General features: G+C 73.6%; 17 protein-coding genes. 9 read left to right on the top strand and 8 right to left on the bottom strand.

Annotation, left to right across the window (positions count from 1 at the left end):
- Positions 1–28 precede the first annotated feature (28 nt).
- On the top strand, positions 29–973 hold the full coding sequence (locus ACQPYD_RS27510) for an electron transfer flavoprotein subunit alpha/FixB family protein (RefSeq protein WP_330161682.1): 945 nt from the start codon (positions 29–31) through the stop codon (positions 971–973).
- Positions 974–1,202: 229 nt separating this feature from the next.
- Positions 1,203–2,096 carry a non-homologous end-joining DNA ligase gene (gene ligD, locus ACQPYD_RS27505; protein ID WP_433698340.1) on the top strand — a complete coding sequence of 298 codons (894 nt, stop codon included), beginning with the start codon at positions 1,203–1,205 and terminating at the stop codon, positions 2,094–2,096.
- Between the two features lie 4 nt (positions 2,097–2,100).
- Here the strand turns inward: ligD and ACQPYD_RS27500 are convergent, their stop codons facing one another.
- From ACQPYD_RS27500 to ACQPYD_RS27490, 3 genes are all read right to left on the bottom strand, one after another.
- Positions 2,101–2,502 (bottom strand): hypothetical protein, encoded by a 402-nt coding sequence (locus ACQPYD_RS27500; RefSeq protein WP_402918177.1) that lies wholly within the window; start codon positions 2,500–2,502, stop codon positions 2,101–2,103.
- A gap of 115 nt (positions 2,503–2,617) precedes the next feature.
- Positions 2,618–4,282 carry an alpha/beta hydrolase gene (locus ACQPYD_RS27495; RefSeq protein ID WP_433698339.1) on the bottom strand — a complete coding sequence of 555 codons (1,665 nt, stop codon included), beginning with the start codon at positions 4,280–4,282 and terminating at the stop codon, positions 2,618–2,620.
- Positions 4,283–4,316: 34 nt separating this feature from the next.
- Positions 4,317–4,643, bottom strand: coding sequence for a hypothetical protein (locus ACQPYD_RS27490; RefSeq protein ID WP_433698338.1), 327 nt, complete (start codon positions 4,641–4,643; stop codon positions 4,317–4,319).
- A gap of 301 nt (positions 4,644–4,944) precedes the next feature.
- On the opposite strand from ACQPYD_RS27490, the gene ACQPYD_RS27485 reads away from it, so the two are divergent.
- The gene (locus ACQPYD_RS27485; RefSeq protein WP_433698337.1) at positions 4,945–6,210 is read left to right on the top strand and encodes a hemolysin family protein; all 1,266 of its coding nucleotides are present in this window, start codon (positions 4,945–4,947) and stop codon (positions 6,208–6,210) included.
- 157 nt (positions 6,211–6,367) lie between these two features.
- The gene (locus ACQPYD_RS27480) at positions 6,368–7,858 is read left to right on the top strand and encodes an aldehyde dehydrogenase family protein (protein ID WP_433698336.1); all 1,491 of its coding nucleotides are present in this window, start codon (positions 6,368–6,370) and stop codon (positions 7,856–7,858) included.
- A gap of 17 nt (positions 7,859–7,875) precedes the next feature.
- On the opposite strand, the gene ACQPYD_RS27475 is transcribed toward ACQPYD_RS27480, so the two are convergent.
- Both ACQPYD_RS27475 and ACQPYD_RS27470 read right to left on the bottom strand, forming a co-directional pair.
- Complete coding sequence (locus ACQPYD_RS27475) at positions 7,876–8,634, bottom strand: methyltransferase domain-containing protein (RefSeq protein WP_433698335.1); 759 nt, start codon at positions 8,632–8,634, stop codon at positions 7,876–7,878.
- A complete protein-coding gene (locus ACQPYD_RS27470) occupies positions 8,631–9,410 on the bottom strand; it encodes a class I SAM-dependent methyltransferase (RefSeq protein ID WP_433698334.1) in 780 nt (259 codons plus the stop codon). The genes ACQPYD_RS27475 and ACQPYD_RS27470 overlap by 4 nt, the downstream gene beginning before the upstream one ends.
- Positions 9,411–9,559: 149 nt before the next feature.
- Here ACQPYD_RS27470 and ACQPYD_RS27465 point away from each other — a divergent pair, with 149 nt between their 5' ends.
- Positions 9,560–11,632: a hypothetical protein gene (locus tag ACQPYD_RS27465; protein ID WP_433698333.1), complete on the top strand. Its 2,073-nt coding sequence runs from the start codon at positions 9,560–9,562 to the stop codon at positions 11,630–11,632.
- A 326-nt stretch (positions 11,633–11,958) separates the two neighbouring features.
- Here ACQPYD_RS27465 and ACQPYD_RS27460 read toward each other — a convergent pair whose 3' ends face one another.
- Positions 11,959–13,335: an acyltransferase family protein gene (locus ACQPYD_RS27460; protein WP_433698332.1), complete on the bottom strand. Its 1,377-nt coding sequence runs from the start codon at positions 13,333–13,335 to the stop codon at positions 11,959–11,961.
- 171 nt (positions 13,336–13,506) lie between these two features.
- Here ACQPYD_RS27460 and ACQPYD_RS27455 point away from each other — a divergent pair, with 171 nt between their 5' ends.
- From ACQPYD_RS27455 to ACQPYD_RS27440, 4 genes are all read left to right on the top strand, one after another.
- On the top strand, positions 13,507–14,430 hold the full coding sequence (locus ACQPYD_RS27455) for a DUF3068 domain-containing protein (protein WP_433698331.1): 924 nt from the start codon (positions 13,507–13,509) through the stop codon (positions 14,428–14,430).
- Between the two features lie 84 nt (positions 14,431–14,514).
- A complete protein-coding gene (locus ACQPYD_RS27450) occupies positions 14,515–15,480 on the top strand; it encodes a decaprenyl-phosphate phosphoribosyltransferase (protein WP_433698330.1) in 966 nt (321 codons plus the stop codon).
- On the top strand, positions 15,477–16,874 hold the full coding sequence (locus tag ACQPYD_RS27445) for an FAD-binding protein (protein ID WP_433698329.1): 1,398 nt from the start codon (positions 15,477–15,479) through the stop codon (positions 16,872–16,874). Before ACQPYD_RS27450 ends, ACQPYD_RS27445 begins: the two co-directional genes overlap by 4 nt.
- 76 nt (positions 16,875–16,950) lie before the next feature.
- Positions 16,951–17,703: an SDR family NAD(P)-dependent oxidoreductase gene (locus ACQPYD_RS27440; protein WP_433698328.1), complete on the top strand. Its 753-nt coding sequence runs from the start codon at positions 16,951–16,953 to the stop codon at positions 17,701–17,703.
- 48 nt (positions 17,704–17,751) lie between these two features.
- On the opposite strand, the gene ACQPYD_RS27435 is transcribed toward ACQPYD_RS27440, so the two are convergent.
- Positions 17,752–19,158 (bottom strand): MFS transporter, encoded by a 1,407-nt coding sequence (locus ACQPYD_RS27435; protein WP_433698327.1) that lies wholly within the window; start codon positions 19,156–19,158, stop codon positions 17,752–17,754.
- The gene (locus ACQPYD_RS27430) at positions 19,155–20,135 is read right to left on the bottom strand and encodes an oxygenase MpaB family protein (protein ID WP_433698326.1); all 981 of its coding nucleotides are present in this window, start codon (positions 20,133–20,135) and stop codon (positions 19,155–19,157) included. Before ACQPYD_RS27430 ends, ACQPYD_RS27435 begins: the two co-directional genes overlap by 4 nt.
- Positions 20,136–20,165 lie beyond the last annotated feature (30 nt).

Here is a 20,165-nt window from a genome sequence, read left to right as displayed (position 1 = left end):
GCGAGAGACTCAGGAAGGTTCAAGGATTATGGCTGAGGTCCTCGTCCTCGTCGACCACGTCGACGGACAGGTCAAGAAGGTCACGACCGAGCTGCTGACCGCGGCCCGCCGCATCGGCGAGCCCGCGGCCGTGTGGATCGGTGACGGCGCGGAGTCGGGCAGGGCCGCGCTGGCCGAGTTCGGCGCCGAGAAGGTCTACGTCGCCCCGGCCGAGCTCAACGACTACGTCGTCGCTCCCAAGGCCGAGCTGCTCGCGAAGCTGGCCCAGGACAAGGGCGCCGCCGCGATCCTCGTCTCGGCGACCGCCGAGAACAAGGAGATCGCCGGGCGCACCGCCGTCAAGCTCGGCTCCGGTGTGCTCACCGACGTCGTCGACGTCGACGCCGACGTGGTCACCGAGCACAGCATCTTCGGCGGTGGCACCGTCACCCACGCCCGCGTGCGGACCGGCGTGCCGGTCGTCGCCGTGCGCCCGAACTCCGTCCCGGCCGAGGCCGCCGCCGGAGCGGCCGTCGAGGAGGCCGTCTCGGTGGACGTCTCCGACGCCGCCAAGGCCGCCAAGGTCGTGGAGCGCGTGGTCCAGGAGCAGGGCGAGCGCCCGGAGCTCACCGAGGCCGCGATCGTGGTCTCCGGTGGCCGCGGCGTCGGCTCCGACGACTTCTCCGTCGTCGAGGGCCTGGCGGACTCGCTGGGCGCCGCCGTCGGCGCCTCCCGTGCCGCCGTCGACTCCGGCTGGTACCCGAACCAGTTCCAGGTCGGCCAGACCGGTAAGACGGTCAGCCCGAACCTGTACCTGGCACTGGGCATCTCCGGCGCGATCCAGCACCGTGCGGGCATGCAGACCGCGAAGAACATCGTCGCGGTCAACAAGGACCCCGAGGCGCCGATCTTCGAGCTCGTCGACTTCGGTGTCGTGGGCGACCTGCACTCGGTCGCTCCGCAGCTCACCGAGGAGATCAACAAGCGCAAGTAGGCGCACGCGCCGAACACGCCGAACGCCCGGCCGGGGTCACCCGGCCGGGCGTTCGCGCTGTGTCCGCAAAACCTCCGGAAACCCAGTTACGGCCAGGCCGGTACTCCGTCAGAAGGCCGTCCGGGGCCGCTGCGAGCCGCCGGGTTTTCCGGCGGGGAGGCCCGGGTAGGCGGGCCCCACGGAGCCGACCGGGGCGGGCGTCCCGGGGCGGCGGGACCTGGGAGGGGCGATGGCGGAACACGGGGGCGCGGTCCGGGTGCGCGCGGGCCGACGCGTCGTGGAGGTGCGCAAGCCGGACAAACCGCTGTTCGGTGAGGGCGGGCCGACCAAGGAGGGCCTGGCCCGGTACCACGAGCGCATCGCACCGCTGATGCTGCCGCAGCTGAAGGGCCGCCCGGTCGCCCTGGACCGGTACCCGGACGGGGTCGGAGCCGGCGGGTTCTTCGTGAAGCACCCCTCCACGCCGGAGTGGGTGCGGACCGTGGAGACCAGCGGCGGCACGATGATGGAGTGCCGGGACGCGGCGACCCTGGTGTGGTGCGCCGACCAGGCGGCGATCACCCTGCACGCCTGGCAGTCGCGGGAACCGGACCTCGGCCTCCCCGACCGGATGGTGCTCGACCTCGACCCGGCGGGGGACGGTGAGGAGGCCTTCGCGGCGTGCAGGGCCGCCGCCCGGGACGTGCGCGAGGTGCTGGACGAGGTGGGGCTGGCCGCGTACGTGATGACGACCGGTTCGCGCGGGCTGCACGTGCGGTCGCCGCTGCGGCCCGAGGCCGACGACCAGGAGGTGCGGCGGCTGGCGGAGGGCGTCGCCGACCGCGTGGCGGCGCGGCGACCGGACGAGCTGACCACCGAGGTGCGCAAGGAGGCCCGGAAGGGGAGGCTGTTCGTGGACTTCCTGCGCAACGGCCGCGAGCAGCTCGCGGTCGCCCCGTACTCGGTGCGGGCCAGGCCCGGCGCCCCGGTGGCGGCCCCGGTCACCTGGGAGGAGCTGGACGGCCTGCAGTCGTCGCGGGCGTTCGGCACGGACCTGGAGCGCGAGGCGTGCCCGTTCGCGGGCATGGGGCGCCACGCCCGGTCGCCGCGCAGGGCACTGGAGCGGTTGGAGCGGCTCGGCTGACCCCTCAGGACCCGGGGGCGCCCTCCGGCCACACGCAGGGGGAGGAGGCCCCGATGGACAGGCTGCCCTGGACGCTCGACTGGACGGACATCCGGAAGGAGTCCTCCTCGTTCTCGACGAAGACCGCCAGGTCTTCGGGGCGTCCGTCGTCTGTCACCTGGTAGCCGTTGGCCGTCCAGTACTCGTGCAGAAGTTCAACGCTGGCCTCGTTGTCCTCGGCGGGAAGGCCGCGCAGCCAGTAGGTGCGGCCGACAGACGCGCGGCCGCTCTCACCTCCGTCGACTGTGTCATCGCAGGGATTGGCGACATCGCCTCCCAGGGCTTCGAGTTCCGGGGCCTCTGGGAACACTGCCACGGCCGCGGCGATGTGCTCCTCCACCCTGGTGTAGGCCTCGTCATGGGTCATTGCTGCTTCCTCCTCCGAAGTATCCGAGTTCCCAACGGGACCACAGGCGGTCAGGACCACCATGACGGCGACGCCGCTGCACGCGAGTCCGAGAGCGTTGGTATCCACTGTTCCTCTACTTCTGTCCGGCGATGACCTCACCCATGTACCGCAGGGACTTGGTGTCAGGATCGAAATATTCTGAGTGTGCGTCGTTGAGCGGCCACTGGCCCCCGTCGGTGCCCGGGTTCGACCTGAACTCCGTTGCTCCGAAGTCCGGATCCGTCGGGTCCATTCCGTGGGTGAAGCCGGTGAGGTGTGTGATGTTGTCGTTCTCCGCTGTGGAGACGTGGACGTTCTCAGGGGCGAGTCCCAGGTCGCTCACGTGGTCGGCATTGGCCCCGGGGCTGCCCACCAGCACGATGTTGTCCGCGTTGAGCCCTCCCTCCCCCTGGGCGGTGTGACCCACGACAGTGGAGCCGTAGCTGTGGCCGATCACGGTGTTGTTCGACGGGGACGGGTTCACGTGGGTGGCGCGCAACCCGTCCTGGAAGCTGCTCAGCTCGTCGACCGCGTCCTCGGCCCGGCCCGCGCCGGCGGCCTCGACCGCGTTGGGGGCGTCGTAACCGATCCAGCTGATGACGGAGTGGTTGCTCTCCTCGTCCACTCCGGTGGCCGACTGCACGAGGGCGTCGGCCCGGTTCATCTGGGAATCGATGCTCTGCCAGGTGGTCGTCGTGCCCGGGACGAGGGTGGCCACGTTGTCGGCGGTGTCGGGGTTGCCGTTCGCCACGATCGCGCGTCCCCCGCCCTCGGCGTCGAGGGCGAGCAGGTACCTGTCCGCGCCGTCGTCCTCGAGGTTGTCGCGCAGGGTGGTCAGCGTGGAGAGCTCCCCTTCGAGGTCGGTCAGGTCCGTCTGGGCGTTGTAGGCGCCCATGCCGCCGTCGGAGTCCGTCAGGGAGTCGAAGGCCTCGTCGCGTTCCTCCTGCGCGTTCGCGACCTCCTCCTCCAACCGCTCGATCTCGTCGTCCAGGTGCTCCCGGTTGAGCTCGTCGCGCACGGCGGAGGGGATGCCGTCGAGTTCGCGGAGCAGGTCGGGGTGGTCCCGCACGGCCTGCTCCTGCTCCTCCTCCGTCATGGAGGTCCACCACAGGTTGACGATGGACGGGTGCTCGTCGCCGGTCAGCTCGTCCGGGACCATGCCGGGAACGGAGTCGCCCAGGTACAGCAGCTGACTTCCGGACAGGAGCGCGGACTCGACCAGGCGCTCCAGGGTCTCCTGGCCGGGCCCGTCGCGCAGGTCCTTCTCCGCCTGTTCGGCCCGGTCCATCAGGGTTTCCCAGTGCCCGGCGTGCTCGGTGAGCAGCTCCTCGCGCAGCTCCTCCATGCGCGCGGCGGGCCGCCCCGTCGCCTCCTGACCCGCGCTGCCGAGAATGGAGTCGTTGCCCGCATCCCTGAGCGCGGACTTCTCCTCCTCCCACCGGGTCTCCAGCTTGGCCCGCTCGACCCGGTAGGCCTCGATGTCCAGGCCCCACTGGCGCAGGACGGCCGCCCCGTAGGTGAGGGCGGCGGCGGCCTCCTGCCAGGCGGCCAGCTCCTCCGACGAGCCGGAGACGATGTTCCAGGCGATGAGGTCGGTGAACTCGCCGGCGGACGACTGGAACCGGCTGTGGGCGCCCTCGGCCTGGCCGGTCATCTTCCGGCACACGGCGTCGAGGTCGTCGGCGCCCGACTCGACGGCGCCGACGTCGGCGTCGATGTCGGCGGGCAGGCCGAGGGACATGGAGGCGACGTCGCTCACAGGTGTCTCCGGGGGGTGGGTGGCGGGCGCGGGGTCAGAAGTTGATCTGGATGTCGAGGGCCTCCAGGCCCTCCTGGTACTCCTCGGCGCTCTCATGGTCCGAGTCGGTGATCGCCAGGTCTGCGCCCTGGACGTTCTGGGCCAGGTTGATGCCGTTCTGCGCGACCCGCCGGATGTGCTCCATGGCGTCCAGTTCGTAGTCGGCCAGACCGGACGAGACGTGTTCGGAGACCGCCGCGGCCAGGCCTTCGACGGCGGCCTCGAAATCGGTTCCGAGGAAGACCATGGCCTCGGCCAGCGCTTCGGCCTCCTCGGCCTCGGACATGGCCTCGACGGGGTTGACTCCTGTACCGCCGGACACGGGAACTCCCAGGGGGTGGGGAAGGGGACAGGGGAAGCCTACAGACAGTGCCGGAACGGTGTCAGATCCGGACATGCGGGTCGCACGGCGGTCCGTGCGGCCCTGAACTGGGGGTTCGACCGGAGGCGGCGAACCGGCGCAAGGTTCTGGCCGTTTGTGGACACGTGGGGCGCGTGGGGACGGAGGGGACCGGAGCAGCTGGTGCGACAGGTGTGGTGGCGCGGATTCCGGGAACGATGCCATCACCTCGGCCCGGTCCGGCCGCGGCACCGCTTCCGACAGAACCTCGGGGGAGACCCACATGGAGGGCTACGAGGCCCAGATCGGCCTCGTGCTGGTCCTGGTCGTCGTGAACGCCGTCTTCGCCGGCAGCGAGATCGCGCTGATCACGCTGCGGGAGGGGCAGCTCAGGAGGCTGGAGGCGAGCGGCCCCGGGGGCCGGGCGGTCGCGAGGCTGGCCCGGGACCCCAACCGGTTCCTGGCCACCATCCAGATCGGCATCACCCTGGCCGGGTTCCTCGCCTCGGCCACGGCCGCGGTGTCACTGGCCCGCCCGCTGGTCGAACCCCTCGGCTTCCTCGGCTCCTACGCCTCCCCGGTCTCCGTCGTCCTGGTGACCGTCGTGCTGACCTTCGTCACCCTGGTCCTGGGCGAGCTCGCGCCCAAGCGCATCGCGATGCAGCGCGCCGAGCCCTGGGCGCTCCTCGTCGCCAGGCCGATCAACGCCCTCGCCGTCCTCTCGCGGCCCGCCGTGTGGCTGCTCGGCGTCTCCACCGACCTGGTGGTGCGCCTGGGCGGGGCGGACCCCGGGACCGGCAAGGACGAGGTCTCCGAGGAGGAGCTGCGGGAGATGATCTCGGCCCGGGGCGACATGACCCCCGAACAGCGGACGATCCTCTCCGGAGCGTTCGAGATCACCGACCGCACGCTGCGCCAGGTCCTGGTGCCCCGGCGCGACGTGGACACCGTCCCCGCGTCCCTGCCCGCCGCCGAGGCCGCCCTGTTCCTCGCCGAGCGCGGGCACTCGCGGGCGCCCGTGGTCACCGAGGGGGACGTGGACGACGTCGTCGGCGTCGTGCACTGGTCGGACCTGCTGCGGGGCGAGGGGGACGCGGGCGCCCTCGCCCGTGAGCCGCTGCTGCTGCCGGTCTCCCTGTCCGTGTCGCGGGCGCTCCACCGGATGACCGGCGAACGGCAGCAGATGGCGGTGGTGATCGGTGAGAGCGGGGCGGTCGACGGCATCGTCAGCCTGGAGGACCTGCTCGAGGAGGTCGTCGGCGAGATCTACGACGAGACCGACGCGGACGAGCGCGTTCCCACCAGGGTGGACGGCGGAGCCCTCCGCGTGCCCGGCACCTACCCCGTCCACGAGCTGGACGGCCTCGGCGTCGTCCTCGCCTCGCCCCCGGAGGGCAGCTACGTCACCGTCGCCGGGATGGTCCTGGTCGTGCTCGGCCACATCCCGGAGGGGCCGGGGGAGAGCGTCGACCTGGGCGGGTGGACGGCCACGGTCACCGAGGCCGACGGCCGGGTCGTCGGCGAGCTGCTGCTCGTCCCCGACGACTGACCGCCGGCCCGCGCCGCCCGGGGAGCGGCGCGGCCGTACGGGCCCCGAACGCCACCGACTCCCTGAACACTTCGCCAAGGAGCGGCACGCCCCTTTGCCCGCGGGGTGTTTCCGGGGCACGGTGGCGGAGAGTGACGCCGACACCAGGGGGAGCCCGATGCACGCCGACCAGACACCCACCCCCTACACGGGACTGGACCGGATGACCATCGGCGGCGAGTGGCGCCACGGCTCCTCCGGCGAGGTCCACCAGGACGTGGACCCCTACGACGACACGGTCCTCGCGGAGGTCCACCTGGCCGACGACGGTGACGTCGACCTCGCCTACCAGGCGGCGGAGCGCGCCTGGCCGGTCTGGGCCGCGACGCCCGCCTACGAGCGGGCCGAGGTGTTCCGCCGGGCGCTCCGCATCCTCGACGCGCGCCGTGCCGAGGTGGCCGAGTGGCTCGTCCGCGAGGCCGGGGCCGTCCGCGAGCGCGCCGAGTTCGAGATCGAACTGGTCCGCAGCGGCATGGCCGAGGCCGCCTCCTACCCCACCCGGGTCGAGGGCCGCATCCTGCCCGGGATCACCCCGGGGAAGGAGAACCGCGTCTACCGCGAACCCCTGGGCGTCGTCACCGTGATCAGCCCCTGGAACTTCCCGTTCCAGCTCTCCCACCGCTCCGTCGCGCCGGCCGTCGCCCTCGGCAACACCGTCGTCCTCAAGCCGGCCGAGAACACGCCCGTCACCGGGGGCCTCCTCCTCGCCCGCGTCTACGAGGAGGCGGGTCTGCCCCCCGGCGTCCTCAACGTGGTCCTCGGCAAGGGCGGGCAGATCGGCGACGCGCTCGCCGCGCACGAGTCCTCGCGGATGGTCTCCTTCACCGGCTCGACCGAGGTGGGCCGCCACCTCTCCCGGCTGATCCCGCTCAAGAGGCGGGCGCTCGAACTCGGCGGCAACAGCCCCCTCGTCGTGCTGGACGACGCGGACCTGGACCTGGCGGCCGACGCCGCCGTGTTCGGCTCCTACTACCACCAGGGCCAGATCTGCATGGCCACGAACCGGATCATCGCCACCACCGGCGTCCACGACGAGCTGGTCGACCGGATCGTCGCGCGCGTACGCGCACTGCGGGTCGGGGACCCGGGCGACCCCGCGACCCAGATCGGCCCCGTCATCGACGACGACCAGGCCGAGGGCATCCGCGACCTGGTCGACCGTTCGGTCGAGGTCGGCGCGCAGCTGCTGCTGTCCGGCGAGCCGGGCGGGCCGGCGGGAAGGGTCCTGCCGCCCTACCTGCTGCTCGCGGGCAACCACGCCCCGTGCGCCGCCGAGGAGGTGTTCGGACCGGTGGCCACGGTCATCCGGGCGACGGAGGAGGAGGACGCGCTCCGCATCGCCAACGACACCGAGTACGGGCTCTCCAGCGCCGTCCACACCCGTGACGCCGAGAAGGGGGTGCGGTTCGCCCGGCGGCTGCGGGCGGGGATGACGCACGTCAACGACTCCACGCTCAACGACGAGGCCAACACGGCGTTCGGCGGGGAGGAGCACTCCGGCCACGGGAGGTTCGGCGGCGAGTGGGCGGTCGAGGCGTTCACGACCGACCACTGGGTCAGCGTCCAGCACGTCCCCCGCGCCCTGCCGTTCGGTTTCGGCGGGCGCTGAGGGGCGGAAGGCCCGCGTCACCGCTTGCGCAGCACCAGCAGCAGGTTCCAGGTGACGACCTCGCGCAGGAGGGGCACGCGCACGACCGGCTTCGCCCACGTCGGCAGGTAGCGGGGCCGGACGTCCACGGCCTCCACGTCGGGGCGCCCGCGCGCCCAGCGCAGCATCTCCCCGGCGTACGCGGCGTACATGCTGCGGCCGAAGTCGTTCTTGGGCCGGCGCCCGTTGCGCCGGGCGAACCGCTCCGCGGCGTACCGGCCCCCCAGGTAGTGCCACGGCGAGGTCTCGTGCCCGCCCCAGGGGGACAGCCACAGCGTGTACGACAGGTAGACCAGCCCGCCGGGCCTGGTCACCCGCACCATCTCGTCGGCCATCCGCACGCGGTCGGGCACGTGCTCCAGGACGTTGGAGGAGAAGCACACGTCCACCGAGCCCGTGCGCAGCGGCAGGTCCAGGGCGCTGCCCCGGACGCCGTACGCGTCGGCCTCGCGGCCGTGCAGCGTCATCTCGCGGGCGTCGGAGTCCACGCAGAGGCAGCGCGCCCCGGCGGAGCGGAGCTCGTCGGCGAAGTAGCCGGGGCCGCCCCCCACGTCCACGACGAGGCGGCCGTCCAGGGGCGTGTAGGAGCGCAGTTGGGCGACGGTGTCGCGGGCCAGCGTGCCGTAGAAGAACGCCGGATCGGACTGCTCCCTGCGGAACGCGGAGAACAGGGCGACCGAGCGCCCCAGGGTGGCGCGGAAGGGCGTGGTCCCGTCGTCGCGGGCGGCGGGGGTCACGCGGACCCCCCTCCGGCCGGTGCGGCCCCGCCCAGCACCACGAAGTGGCGCAGGTGCCGCCAGTGGTCGCCTCCCCAGTACTCGTCCGAGGCCGCGATCCGGCCGCCGGGCACGAGTTCGGCGATCCGCCCGGTGCGCAGGGTGTGCATCCGCATCGGCGCCGGGTAGCGCAGCACCACCCTCTGCGCCAGCGCGACCAGGGGCCACGGCACGTACCGGAACACCATCCCCTTGAAGGTGCGGCGCTCCGTCTCGGGCACGCCCAGCACCATCACGCCGCCGGGGCGCAGCACGCGGGCGAACTCGCGCACGTAGCCCTCGGCCAGCGCGGTCGGCAGGTGCTGGAGGACGAGGTCGGTGTACACCAGGTCGAACGAGTCGTCGCCGAACAGGGACAGGTCGGCCCGCTCGTTCAGCGTGAACGCGATCCGTCCCCCCGAGCGGTCCAGGCGGCGGGCCTCCTCCAGCATCGGCGCGGAGATGTCCACCCCCACGACCTCGTCGAAGTGCGCGGCCAGCGCGTTGGACAGCCGTCCGGCGCCGCAGCCGAAGTCCAGGACCCGGCCGCCCCCGGGCCGGATGCCCAGTTCGTCCAGGCGGGCGACCGCCGGGTCGACGTCGGCCCGCCCCGAGGCGAGGAACTCGTCGTCGTCCCACCCGCCGTCGCGCTTGTCCGGGTCCACGCACACCGCCCACAGCGGTTCGGCGGAACCCAGCCGGGTCCAGTCACGGCGGACCTGTTCGAGCCCCACCGGCATCACCTCCACGGTGCTCACGACCCCGCCGGAACATGTTTCTGCATCATGTTCCTGTTCTGGGCTCCGAGGTCTTGGAGACCTGCGTCCGAGGTCAAGGAAGAAAGTGGAACGTGTTGTATTCTGACACCCATTTTCCGGGTTGGCCAACCTACGGCGGGAGAGAACCGATGCCGCCTGTTCCCCCCACGGCGAGTGGACACGACGGCGCGGAGGCACAGGCGCCCGGCGGGACGGCCGGGGCACGCCGCCCGGCCGGGGACCCCGGCGGGGAGGGGAAGGGGGACGGCCGGGGCGGCCCGGTCCGCGACGCCCTCGCCGTCCCGGGCCTCCTCGCGCGCGACCGGCTGGTCCTGGCGGGGCTGCTGGTCGTCGCGGCGGCGGTCGGCCTCAAGCTGTACGTGCTCACGCAGTCCTACTTCGTGGAGGACGACTACCTCTTCTTCGCCTCCGCGTACGCGAGCGACCTGGGCCCGGACTACCTCCTCACCCTCCACAAGGGGCACCTGATGCCGGGAGCCCTGTTCCTCGTGTACCTCCAGACCACGTTCTGGCCGTACGAGTGGTGGGTCAGCGCGGGCAGCATGCTCGCGTTCCAGGCCGCCGCCCTGCTGGGGTTCTTCCGCCTGCTGTGGGAGCTGTTCGGCCGCCGCCCGGCCCTCCTCGTCCCCCTGACCGTGTACGCGCTGGCCCCGTTGACCGTCCCCGTCCTCGGGTGGTGGTCGGCGGCGCTCAACGCCGTGCCCTTCCAGCTCGCGCTGGTGCTCGCCGCGCTGTGGACCGTGCGCCACCTGCGCACCGGCGACGCCCGGTTCGCCTGGTGGGCGTTGGGCGCGGTCGTGTTCGGCATGCTCTTCACGGTCAAGGCGATGTTCCTGCCCCCGGTGCTGTTCGCGGTGGCCGCGGCCTTCCTGTACCCGGGCGCCCCGCTCGTCGCGGTCCGCAGGGCCTGGGTCGTGCACCGCCCGCTGTGGACGGCGATGGGCGCCCTCTTCGCCGCGTACGCGGTGTTCTACCTGGCGCGGATGCGTGCGGGCGAGGGCGGCGAGGGCGCGGGCGTCCCCGAGAGCGAGCCCGCCCTGGCCATGCTGCGCGGGCTCCTCACCGAGGTCTTCCCGGTCGGCGCCCTGGGCGGCCCGCCGGAGTGGGGGCCGGTCACCCCCACGGGCGGGCTCGTCGACCCGTCGGGGCCCGTGGTGCTGGGGGCCTGGGCGGTGTTCGCGGTGATCGTGCTGGCGAGCCTGTGGCTGCGGCGCCGGGCGTGGCGTGCCTGGGCGCTCCTGCTCGGCCACCTGGTCGTCGTCGACATCGTCCCGACCGTCATCGCGCGCGGCAGGTTCCAGGAGGTGGCCGCCGCCGACCCCCGCTACGTGGCCGACGCGGCCCCGGTGTTCGCGCTCTGCCTGGCGCTGGCCTTCCTGCCCACGCGTGAGGAGCGCGCGCGGGCGCTGACGGGCGGCGCGGGGGAGCGCGCAGGCTCCGCGGCCGACGCCTACCGCGTGCGCCCCCGGAGGGCCGCCCGGACCGCCGCCGCGCTGGCGACGCTGGCGTACACGGCGTCGGCGGTGTGGTCCACGCACGCCTACGCGGGAACGCTCGGCGGCGACCGCCTCCAGTGGTACCTGGACACGGTCCGGGCCTCCCTGCGGGAGGTCCCGGAGGAGGGCGGCCTGTACGCGCGCCCCGTCCCCGAGGACGTCGTGCTGGAGTGGAACGGCCAGCGCCGCCTGAGCTCCTGGGTGCTGCCGCCGCTGGCCGAGCCCGACGTCGCCGAGCGGATGGTGGATCCGGAGGAGTCCGGCGCGGCGTACGTGTTCAACGACGCGGGCTACCTGGTCCCGGCGCGGCCGTCCGACAGCAGTTACGTCTTCGGGCCCGGGGGAGGGGACCGCTGCCTGGAGCCCTGGGAGGGGCTCATGTCGTGGCCGGTGCGGGTCCACGGCGGCCTCGCCCAGGTCGTCACCCTCGGCTACACGGCGGAGGAGGACGTGCCGGTGGTGGTCGCCCTGGGCGACGACTGGATCGAGGTGGAGCTGCCCGCCGCGGAGGAGAACGGGACACGGTACGTCCCGGCGGGGGCGCCCGGCGAGCAGCTGTCGGTGTTCGTGCCGGAGGACCCCGACGACCGCGGCGGGCTGTGCCTGAGCTGGGTGTCCGTGGGCGGCATGGCCCCCGCGGTCGAGGGCAACCCCTGGGCGCCCGAGGAGGACGACCGCACGGGCGGCGGCGCGGAGGCGGACTAGGTCGTGTTGTGTGGATTCTTCCGGGCTCGCGTCCACCGGGCTGCCTCTCGCCGCGCCTCTGCGCTCGTGAGGCACAACCAGGCCGAACTTCGCACATCGGCTTGCGAGAGATGGCCCGGACGGCCGCTCGCCGACCCGAAAGCCTCCAAAAAACACTCCCCAGCCGGTCTTCTCCGCGTCCTCCCGGTCCCGTGTCCGCCGGACCTCCTCCCGGGGTGCCCGCGTGTCCGGGGAGCCCGCGCGTCCGTGGGGCGCGGCCGGGCGGCCCCGCAGGGAGGCCCCGGGCGGCCGTCCGCGGACACCGGCGCCGCCGGGGGCGCGCCGGGTCAGCGGCGGGACCGCTTCCGGCGGGCCGGTTCCCGGGTCCTCCGGGACCAGCGCCGGCTCGGCTCCTCCACCCAGTGGAAGGTCGCCGCGGCCAGGAGGACCGTCCCCGCCGTCACCGGCACCATGTCCAGCCAGAACGACCCGGTGAAGATCTCCTGTCCGGTGAAGTCGCGCCACAGGTACAGGACGACGAACTGCCACAGGAACACGCCGTAGGAGATCCGGGCGAGGAACTGGCACACCCGGTGCCGCAGCAGCGAGTCCAGCCAGCGGCCGTCCCGCCAGGCCGCGGCACCGCGGAGGGGCGCGGGCGGGGCGGTGGGGCGGGGGGCCAGGGCGGCCGGGGCCACGACGAAGAACGCGAAGCCCGTCCCGGCCAGGGACGCCGCGGCGGAGGTCCAGACGTCGCCCGAGCCGATGAACCGCCCGCCGGTGGCCTCGGTGGCGGTCAGGGCGAGGAAGCCGCCCGCCACCAGCCAGCACACCCCGGGCGACGCGGCCACGGTGCGGCAGAAGCGGCGCACCGGGCCGTCGGCGCCGGGCTCGCGCCACGCCCACTCCGACAGCACGGCCAGCGCCATCCCCGCGGCGAACAGGCCGAGCGCGCGCGGCAGCCAGGCGTGCATGTACTCGCGGGGCTCGGGATAGAACTGCGGCACCAGCGCGGCCAGGGCGAGCACCCCCATGGCGGCGAGCCCGGCCAGGAGCCGCCGGCCGCGGGCGTCCACGGTCCTCCCGCCCCTCGCCCACAGGGCCAGGAGCAGGGCGAACACCGGCAGCAGCAGGTAGAAGGACACCTCGACCGACAGACTCCACATCTGGCCGAGGCCGTAGGGGCCGGTCCCCACCCACGGCGGGTCGGTGTCGAAGGGGAAGGCCAGGGTCAGGACCTGGAGCCAGTAGGAGGGCGAGCCGAGCTCCTCCCGGGAGTAGAGGAGCAGCGCCGCCACCGCCACGACCCAGTAGGCGGGGAACACGCGCACGACCCGGCGCCACAGGTAGGGGCGGGCGCGGGGGCCCCGCGTCCCGTCCAGGGCGGCGCGCGCCCAGGGCCGGTACAGCAGCACGCCGGAGAGCGTGAAGAACAGGGGAACGGCGAGGTCGAACGCGGACACCAGCCCGCCCAGGACGCCCGGGGCGAGGGAGTCGCCGGTCTCCGTCGCGACGTGGAAGACCAGGACCATCAGGGCGGCCGCGGCGCGGATGCCGTCGAGGGTCTCGTGGCGTCCGTCGACCTGGGGCAGGACCAGCGCCGGATCGGGGTCCCGCGGCGGGGGCCGCGTGCCGGTGGAGGGGGAGCCGGGGAGGGTGCCGCCGGAGGTGCTGCCGGTGGGGGCGCCGGTGGGGTCCTCGGGCGCGGAGGGAGTGGGCGCCATGGGCCTTCCAGAACAGGGGAGCATTGAAACACGCTTCACTAGAACGTGTTATAAAAATTCAGACACGCCCTGGTGACGTCGTTCACTACTGGGCAGTACTCTACCCGGAACTGGTCCTAGTTCCACTAGACGCAGTTTCAGATCTGGACTCTCATCCGCCCAGGAGGGCACATGCGCCGTACCGTTGCGGTCGTTCTCATCGCGTTTGGAGTCTTCTTTCTCGCCGCCGCACCCATGATGCGCACGTGGATGTCGAGCTCCCTGATGAAGACTCCCCTGGACTACTACAGCGAGACAGTCAACGTCGCCGAAGGTGCCACCTACTTCAACATCGAGGACGTGGAACTCGTCGAGGACGCCACCCTCGAGGCCCACGCGACGATCCGCGCGGACGTGGCCTCCAGCACCGACGAGATCGTGGTGTGGGACCAGTTCACCTGGCTGAAGGACGCCGAGACCGACTTCGGCATCAGCTCCACGAGCCGCCGCGCCGGACACGACCGCGTCACCGGCGAGGCCGTCGACTGCTGCGACTCCATGGTCAACGAGGAGTCCGTCGTCCAGAGCGGGCAGGCCTGGAAGTTCCCGTTCTTCACCGAGCAGCGGGACTACGACTTCTACGAGACCACCGTCCAGGAGGTCGTCCCCATGGAGTTCCAGGGTGTCGAGGCGGTCGAGGGCGTCGAGGCCTACCGGTTCGTCCAGACCGTCGAGCCGACCGTCGTCGACGAGCGCACCCTCCCGCGCTCGGTCGCCGGCCTGGAGGGCGACGGGGACGTCACCGGGGACGAGGTCTTCTCCATCACCCGCACCTACTGGATCGAGCCCACCACCGGATCGCCCCTCAAGGTCAGCGAGGACCAGAACCGCGTCGTCGTCGTGGACGGCGAGGAGGTCCTGACCCTGCTGGACGCCGAGCTCGTCTTCGACGACGAGTCGGTCCGCAACGCCGTCGCCAACTCCGAGCAGGGCCGCACCGTGCTGCCGCTGCTGCACACCACCCTCCCGATCGCCTTCCTCGTCGTCGGCGTGGGCTTCGTGGGCATCGCCGTCGTCCTGTACGTCTCAGGCCGCCGCAGTGACCACCACAACTGACCCCCGCCCCCCACTCCGCCCCCGGCCCTCACCGGCGTGCCCCACAGGGTGCGCCGGTGCGCCCGTCCCGGAGCCGGGGCGCCGGTGACGCAGAGCGCGGAGCGGACCGGGCGCGCGGGCGGCGGCACGCCCGGAGGCCCCGGCGTCCAGGGGGGACCGCGCGGCCTCCTGGGGACGGCCCGCGCGCTGGTCCGTGCCTGCCGGCCCCGGCAGTGGCTCAAGAACCTCCTGGTCCTGGCGGCCCCCGGCGCGGCCGGGGCACTGGGGAGCCCCGACGCGCTGCTGACCTGCGCCGCGGTGTTCGCGCTGTTCTGCGCGGCCGCCAGCGGCACCTACCTGCTCAACGACGTCCACGACGCCGACCGCGACCGCGCGCACGCGCGCAAGCGCCACCGGCCCGTCGCCTCGGGCGCCCTCCCGGTCCCCGTCGCCGTCACGGCCGGAGCCGTCCTGGGCGCGGCGGCCCCGCTGGCCTCCCTGGCCCTCGGCGATCCGCTCCTGACGGGCCTGGTCACCGGATACGTCCTGCTCACCCTGGCCTACACCCGCCGGCTCAAGGACGTGGTGGTGTGCGACCTGGTCGTGGTCGCCGCCTGCCACGTGCTGCGCGCCGCCGCGGGCGGGGCCGCGGTCGGCGTGCCGCTGACCTCCTGGTTCGTCATCGTGGTGTCGCTGGCCGCGCTGCTCGTCGTGGTCGGCAAGCGCGAGGCCGAGCTGCGGGCGTTCCGCGACGCGGGCGCGTCGGCCGCCGCGCCGGTGCGGGAGACCCTGCGCGGGTACACGGTCGCCTACCTGGCCCAGACCCGCACCATGGCGTCGGCGGCGATGATCGTCACCTACTGCCTGTGGGCCCTGGAGCGGGGCGACGCGTCGCAGCCCGTGTTCCACGCGGTGAGTATCGTTCCGTTCATCATGTTCGTCCTGCGCTACAACCTGCTCGTGGACCGGGGAGCCGGGGAGGAACCCGAGGAGATCGCCCTGCGCGACCGCCCCCTCCAGGTGACCCTCGTGTCGCTCGCCGTCCTCGTCGGACTGGGGATCCACCTGTGAGTCCACCGCCGCCGGACCGTGCGCCCGCCCACGGCGGGACGCGCCCCGCCCTCCTCACCGGCTGGGGCCGCACCGCCCCCACCGCCGCGCGCGTGGCGCGGCCGCGCACCGCCGAACAGGTCGCCGAGGCGCTCTCGCGGGCCGGGGCGCGCGGAGCCCTCGCCCGCGGACTGGGCCGCTCCTACGGCGACGCCGCGCAGGCCGCCGGCGGGCTGGTCCTGGACTGCACCGCGCTGACGGGCCCGGTCCGGCTCGACACCGCGCGCGGCGAGGCCACCGCCCCGGCGGGGACCACCCTCGGCGGGCTCGTCGCCCACCTCCTCCGGCACGGGTACTTCGTCCCGGTGGCCCCGGGGACCGGCCAGGTCACCCTGGGCGGGGCGGTCGCCGCCGACGTCCACGGCAAGAACCACCACGCCGACTCCTCGATCGGTGCCCACGTGCGCGCGCTGACCCTGGTGACCCCCGACGGGAGGGCGCGCGCGCTGGGGCCGCAGGGCGACGGGTCCGAGCTGTTCTGGGCGACCGTCGGCGGCATGGGGCTGACCGGTGTGGTCACCGAGGTCGCGCTGGCCGTGTTCCCGGTCGAGACGGCGTACATGAGGGTGGACACCGACCGGACCGCCGGACTCGACGCCACCCTGGAGCTGATGTCGCGCCCGGGGGCCGACCGCCGCTACTCGGTCTGCTGGGTCGACCTGCTGGCCGCGGGCGCCGCGATGGGCCGGGGCGTGTTCACCCGGGCCGACCACGCGCGGATCGGCGACCTCCCCTCCACGCTCCGGCGCGAGCCGCTGAGGCACCGGCCGGGCACGGTCCTGGCGGCGCCGCCCTGGGCGCCGCCGGGGCTGCTCAACCGGTGGACGGCGGGGGCCTTCAACGCCGCCTACCTCCGCGCCGCGCCCCGGCGCAGGCGCGGCGAGGCGCGGCCACTCGCCGGGTTCTTCCACCCGCTCGACGCGGTGCGGGGATGGAACCGCATGTACGGTCCGCGCGGACTGGTGCAGTACCAGTTCGTCGTCCCCTTCGGGGCGGAGGACACCCTCGCCGCCGTCATGGAACGGCTCGCCCGGGCGGGCGCCCCGTCGTTCCTGACGGTCCTCAAGCGCATGGGGGAGCCCACCCCGGGCCCGCTGTCCTTCCCCCGGCCGGGATGGACCCTCGCCGTGGACCTGCCCGCCGGCCTGCCCGGCCTCGGCCGCCTGCTCGACTCCCTCGACGAGAGGCTGCTGGAGGCCGGAGGCCGCCTGTACCTGGCCAAGGACAGCAGGGCGCGCGCCGAGACCGTGCACGCGATGTACCCGGAGCTGCCCGCCTGGCGGAGGGTACGGGACCGGGCCGACCCCGGGGGCGTGCTCGTCTCCGACCTCGCCCGCCGCCTGCGGCTCGTCTGACCGCCGGGCCAGGGCCGGGCGCCCCCGCACACCGGACGCCCCACACCACGACACACCACACGACCGGAGGGAACCCATGCGCGACTCGGTGGGACGGGTACGGACCGTGCTGCTGCTCGGCGGACGCAGCGAGATCGGCCTCGCCATCGTCGAGCGGCTGGTCCGCGACGGCGCCCGGGAGGTGGTGCTGGCCGCGCGCGGCGGGGCGGAGCCCCCGCCGGGCGCGCTCACGGAGCTCGGCGTCTCCGTGCACTCGGTGGAGTTCGACGCCGGCGACCCCGACGCCCACACGGGCACGGTCGCGGAGGCCGTCGGCCTGGTCGGCGACCTGGACGTGGTCGTGGACGCGTTCGGCGTGCTGGGGGACCAGGCGGCGTACGAGGCGGACCCGGCATCCGCGGCCCGGGCCGCCGCCGTGAACTACACGGGGCACGTCTCCGCGGGGCTGGCCGTCGCGGCCCGCCTGCGTGAGCAGGGGCACGGCGCCCTGGTGGTCCTGTCCTCCGTCGCCGGGGTGCGGGTCCGCAGGTTCAACTACGTGTACGGGTCGGCCAAGGCCGGCCTGGACGGCTTCGCCCAGGGGCTCGCCGACTCCCTGCACGGGTCCGGCGCGCGGGTGCTGGTGGTGCGGCCGGGATACGTGCCCACCCGTATGTCCGCCCACGTGGACCCCGCGCCGTTCCCGGCCACGCCGGGCCGGGTGGCGGAGGCGGTGGCCTCCGGACTGCGCTCGGGGGCCACCACCGTGTGGGCGCCGAGCGTGCTCCGGCCGCTCTTCGCGGGGATGCGGCTGATGCCCCGCGCGCTGTGGCGGCGCCTGGGGCGCTGAGCCCGGGGAGGCGCGCTCCCGGCGGGGCGGGCCGGGAGCGCGCCAGGGTCAGGCGCCGGAGGGGTCCGGCGCGTCGGACCGGGCGTCCCCCGGTTGCGACCGGAGCCCGTCGGCGGTCAGCCGGTAGAACGCCAGGGGGACCAGGCAGCACAGCATGACCGCGGCGGGCACCAGGGTGCTGCCGACCAGCATGCCGCGCAGCGCCTCGTCGCTCTGGCGCACGGTCTCGCCCGCGCCCGACTCCACGTAGCCGCTCAGCGCCAGGGACAGCGACAGGAGGCCCGTCCCGACCGCCTGCGCCATCGCCTCCCCCGAGGTCCACACGCCCGAGAGCACGCCGCTCTGGCGCCGCCCCGAGCCGTGCGTGTCCGCCATGCAGTCGGCCAGCATCGACCACGGCAGCAGGGTCGTGCCGGACAGGCCCACGCCCACCAGCACGGAGGAGAGGGCCGCGCCGGGCAGGCCCCAGACCGGGATGAGCAGCAGGCCGAGGCCGCCCAGGGCGAACACCGCCGCCGCGAGCCCCGCGGCACGGCGCTTGTCCACGCGCACGGACAGCCGCTTCCACAGCGGCGCCGACGCGATCAGCGGCACCAGGACGCACAGCATCAGGACGCTCGTGTAGCGCGGCTCGCCCATGACGTTGGCCGTCACGTACGGAACCCCGGCGACCATGGTGCCGCTCGCCACCGCCATCAGCAGGTTGGCGGGGAACAGCACGCGGAAGTGCCGGTGCGCGAACGCCGCGCGCAGCTGGGCCAGGAGGCCCTCGGTGCGGTGCGGGAAGACCGTCCGCGGCGCCCTCCGGGTGCCGATCACGGCGCCGAGCATCGACACCAGCACCACGGACCCCATGACCAGGCCCATGAGCCGGTACCCGGCCACCTCGTCGCCGGGGGCCGACTGGAGGACCGGCGCCAGCGCCCCGCCGAGCATCAGCGCGAGCCCCACGAACGCGGTCCGCCACGTGTTGAACGTGGACCGCTCGTGGTAGTCGGAGGTGATCTCCCCGGGCAGGGCGGCGTGCGGGACCTGGAACACGGACGACGCCAGGGCCGCGGCCACGAACACGACCGCCACGTACAGGGCGGCGGCGTTCCCCTCCAGGGGAGGGCCGGCGAACATGGCGCCGAACAGCACGGGCAGGGTCAGCGCGCCCGCCAGCATCCAGGGGCGGCGCGGTCCCCAGGAGGAGCGGGTCCTGTCCGACCGGATACCGATGTACGGGCTGACCAGGAGGTCGACCAGTTTGGGCAGGAGGACCACCAGCCCCGCCAGGGCGGGGCCCACCGCGAGCGTGTCGGTCAGGTAGATGAGCAGCAGCAGCCCCGGGACCGTGTTGAAGACGCCCGTGGCCACGGCGCCGCTGCCGTACCAGGCGTGCACCGAGCGGGGCAGCGCCCCGGTCTCCCCGGCGGGCGCGGCGCCGGGGGCGGGGCCGACGGCCGTGGTCACGCGCGTCCGTCCGCGGAGGCGGGCGCCGGGCCCTGCCCGGAGGCGGTCCCGCCGCCGGCCGCTCCGCCGCTCCCGCCGTACAGCTCGGCGTGGCCGACCGGGTCCACGTCGTGCGCCACCGGGCACCCGGCCGGGAACGTGCCGATGCGGTCGACGTCGTACCCCTCGGGGTAGCTGCGGATGTTGGGGTTCATGTCCGCCCACAGCGGCTCCTCGCGCGGCCTCATGCGGCGCACGACCTTGGCGCGGAGCTTCAGCGCCAGGTCGGCCGACCTGCGCCAGGCCCGGCTCGGCGGCTCGTACCGGAAGGTCTCGATGAGCGCATCGTCCAGGATCGCCATCGAGAACCTGCGCGCCAGGCCGGCCACGCGCGGCGGGTAGAACGTCACCATCAGGTCGAGGGTGGAGTCGGAGACGGCGCGCCCGCCCTCGGTGTAGGCGAAGTGCTCGCGCTCGTAGGAGTCCAGGAGGTCCCGGAACTCCTCGTAGGTCCCGGGGATGTCCTTGATCCCCATGTACTTGCCGAGCCTGCGGTAGTAGTGCGTGATCGCGGCGATCTCGTGGCCCGACAGCCGGCGCCAGCCGTAGCCGTGGTCGTTGAGCCAGCGCACCGGCATCACGACGAAGGTGCTGAGCACGTACCGGTAGTCGTCGTTGCCGATGTCGTAGGAGCGGTGCATCTGGTTCATCCGGCGCAGGGAGTCGCGTCCCTTCCCGGGGCCGAACCCGTGCCGCATCATGTTGCCGAGGATGAGCGCGGTGTCGTCGTAGCGCTTCTGGGTGCTGCCGGTGAACTCGTTCGTCCTGCCGAGCAGCCCGCCGATGCTGGGGACGGCGTAGGTGCGGTACAGGGCGATCCCCAGGGCGCGTCCCATGTCCCACGGGAACTCGTGGGAGTTGAGGATCTGCATGATGCGCACGCAGTCGGCCTCGGCGTCCAGGCGGTGGATCTCGTCGCGGAAGTCGAAACGTTTCAAGGGAGGTTCCTTCGGGAGGGGGCGGGGACG

Source organism: Nocardiopsis sp. CA-288880 (genome assembly GCF_050955985.1).
Classification (GTDB): domain Bacteria; phylum Actinomycetota; class Actinomycetes; order Streptosporangiales; family Streptosporangiaceae; genus Nocardiopsis; species Nocardiopsis tropica.
This window is presented reverse-complemented; position numbering and strand designations above follow the sequence as displayed.